Source organism: uncultured Campylobacter sp., assembly GCF_937890585.1.
Lineage (GTDB): Bacteria > Campylobacterota > Campylobacteria > Campylobacterales > Campylobacteraceae > Campylobacter_A.
Genome location: NZ_CALACG010000320.1, coordinates 1 through 2,902, shown reverse-complemented (window position 1 = coordinate 2,902; position 2,902 = coordinate 1). Strand labels below are relative to the sequence as shown.

General features: G+C 40.0%; 3 protein-coding genes. 1 reads left to right on the top strand and 2 read right to left on the bottom strand.

All coding sequences use genetic code 11. The features are described 5' to 3' along the window. Positions 1-331: hypothetical protein (locus Q0296_RS09660; protein WP_298039960.1), on the bottom strand; the 331-nt coding region annotated here is incomplete at its 3' end. A gap of 64 nt (positions 332-395) precedes the next feature. Then, a complete protein-coding gene (purB, locus tag Q0296_RS09655; protein WP_298039958.1) occupies positions 396-1,724 on the bottom strand; it encodes an adenylosuccinate lyase in 1,329 nt (442 codons plus the stop codon). 188 nt (positions 1,725-1,912) lie between these two features. On the opposite strand from purB, the gene Q0296_RS09650 reads away from it, so the two are divergent. Next, the gene (locus Q0296_RS09650; protein WP_298039956.1) at positions 1,913-2,833 is read left to right on the top strand and encodes an RluA family pseudouridine synthase; all 921 of its coding nucleotides are present in this window, start codon (positions 1,913-1,915) and stop codon (positions 2,831-2,833) included. The last annotated feature ends 69 nt before the right edge of the window (positions 2,834-2,902 follow it).

The window sequence follows — 2,902 nt, the reverse complement described above, 5'->3', positions numbered from 1 at the left end:
CTGTAAAAACTAATTTTTCTTTTATATTTACATTAGATGTATTAGAGTCAAACATTTCAATTTTACAATTATCAAATTCTATATTTTTGAAATCGTTTATATTTAAAAATCCAAATTCACAATTTTTAAATTCTATATTGTGTTGTGTTAAAATATCTTGCAATACTTTATTATCTAGTACATCTATTTGGCAAACTTGTTTTATAATATGTTTTTGTTTGTCTCCACCGTCATTTAATGGAATAGACCAACTAACATTATCATCGCCAAAAATTTCTTTTAGTTTTTCATTGGCTAAATTAAATCTATCTGATGTTTCCGATGATGTCAAGCAAGCTCTCTTAAAACTAATTTATGCAATAAATTTAAAAACGTATCATATCTACACTTAATCATTATCCAAACACTCTCTTAAAAATTCTATCTACATTTTTAGTGTAGTAGTTGTAGTCAAAGCACTCTTTGATCTCATCTTTGCTAAGGCTCTTAGTTAGGTCCTCGTCGTTTAGCAAATTTTGTAAAAATAGGCTGTGACCTTGCTCGTCGATCGCTTTTTTGCCCTCTTGCAAGTCCGCCCAGACCTTCATGGCGTTGCGCTGAACGATCTTGTAGGCGTCCTCTCTAGAAATCCCACGTTGTGGCAATTGTAAAAGCACACGTTGCGAAAATACCAAACCGCCTGTTAAATTTAAATTTTTCATCATATTTTCTGGATAGACGACTAAATTTGCTATCAAATTTTTGATACGAACCAGCATAAAATCAGCCGTGATAAACATATCTGGCAGGATAAATCTCTCAACCGAGCTGTGGCTGATGTCGCGCTCATGCCAAAGTGCGACGTTTTCAAGAGAAGGCGTGACGTATGAGCGTAGCACCCTGCAAAGGCCGGTGATGTTTTCACTAAGGACTGGATTACGTTTATGTGGCATGGCGCTTGAGCCCTTTTGTCCTGGGCTAAAATACTCCTCCGCCTCATAAACTTCAGTCCTTTGGTAGTGTCTAACGGCAACTGCGATCTTCTCGCACGTAGAGGCTAGAACTGCGATAGCGCTTACCACATGGGCGTAGCGGTCGCGCTGGATCACTTGATTTGACGCTGGGGCGGCTTTGAGACCAAGCTCCTCGCATGTTAGCTCTTCAAATTCCATCGGAGCGTGGGCTAAATTTCCCATAGCGCCTGAGAGTTTGCCATAGCTGATCGTATCTTTTGCGTCTTTGATGAGCTTTAGCGCCCTTGCAATCTCGTCGTACCAGATGGCAAGCACTAGGCCAAAAGTTATCGGCTCGCCGTGGATGCCGTGGCTTCTGCCGACCATGAGCGTGTGCTTGTGCTCGTTTGCTCTGTTTTTGACCGCCTGCATGAACTCCTCTACGTCGCTGATGATGAGCTCTAGGCTCTCTTTCATCTGAAGTGCGACGGCTGTGTCGATGCAGTCACTTGAGGTCATGCCGTAGTGTACAAACCTGCTCTCATCGCTAAGGCTCTCGCTGACGCTTGTTAAAAATGCGATAACATCGTGCTTTGTCGTCTTTTCTATCTCGTCGATGCGAGCTACTTCAAATTTAGCGTTTTTGCAAATTTTCTCGCAGTCGCCGTCGCTTATAAAGCCAAGCTTATTCCAAGCTTTAACGGCAGCTTTTTCTACCTTGAGCCAAGCGTCGTATTTTGCTTGTATGCTCCACTTTTCAGCCATCTCTTTGCGTGAGTATCTTTCGACCATTGTTGAACCTTTTGTATTAGTTTACTTTTGTCCTGAAAGTATAAATTTGGCTTTTTGAGCCAGAAATCACGTCATGCAATTTCTCTAAATTTAAGTTTTGATTATATAAAATCCGGGCTGAAATGTCGGTTATACGCTTATAAATTTGGGCTTAAGATAGCTCGCTCATTTTTTCAAAAGGATCACTTTTGCCCTATGTAAATAAATTTATCGCCACTGCAGATCATCAAAAAGCTTATGAAATTTTACTGCAAAATGGCTTTAATATGAGCCAAACCCAGCGCCTCATCGATAAAGGCAGGCTGATCTGTGGCGGCAGTGTCGTGAGCGAGAAAAATGCCATTTTGTCTGGTGATGTCTTTTTGATCGACTATGAGGCCGAGCCAAAGGGACTAAAACCGATCTTTGAGTGCGAGAGTTTTGTGGTATTTGACAAGCCAAGTGGTGTGCTGAGCCACCCAAATGGCAGACACTGCGACTACTCGCTAAATGATGAAATTTACACACTTTTTGGGCGAGATGCGAGCGTGGCACATAGGCTGGACTTTGAAACAAGCGGCGTGATAGTTATAGGAAAAGATAGAAATTCTACGATAAAACTAAAGAAAATCTTTGAAAACAGGGAAGTTTCTAAAAGCTATCTCGCGATGGTACAGGGCAAGATCGAGCGAGAATTTACGATCGATGCCAAAATGGATCTAGCGAACAACTATGACGATGTGAAGATGCGAATGCAAATTTGTGAAAATGGGAAAAATGCGGTGACTAAAATTTTGCCGATAAAGTATTTTGACGACATCGATACGACTTTAATTCGAGCTATCCCATTCACTGGCAGGCAACATCAAATTCGCTTGCATTTGTTTCATGTGAAACACAAGATCCTTGGCGAACCACTTTATGGTTTATCGCGTCCGCAGATCGAGAAAATTTTAGATAAAGAGATGAGCGAGTGTGAACGGATAAATTTAACTGGAGCAAAAAGGCTCCTACTTCACTCGGACGAAATTTCATTTAAATTTGATGAATTTTTTTACAAAATAAAAAGCAAATTTGACGCCGAAAATGAGTTTTATAAATTTGCAAAAGAAGGCTTTATTATAGTCTGATTTTTCTATTTCAATAAATTCACTATCAGTTAGTAATGCTAATTTTAATTTTGGCTCTAATTCTTGCAA

Excerpts from the sequence above, each read along its gene's own strand:
- purB (WP_298039958.1), bottom strand. The coding sequence starts at position 1,724 with ATGGTCGAAAGATACTCACGCAAAGAGATGGCTGAAAAGTGGAGCATA.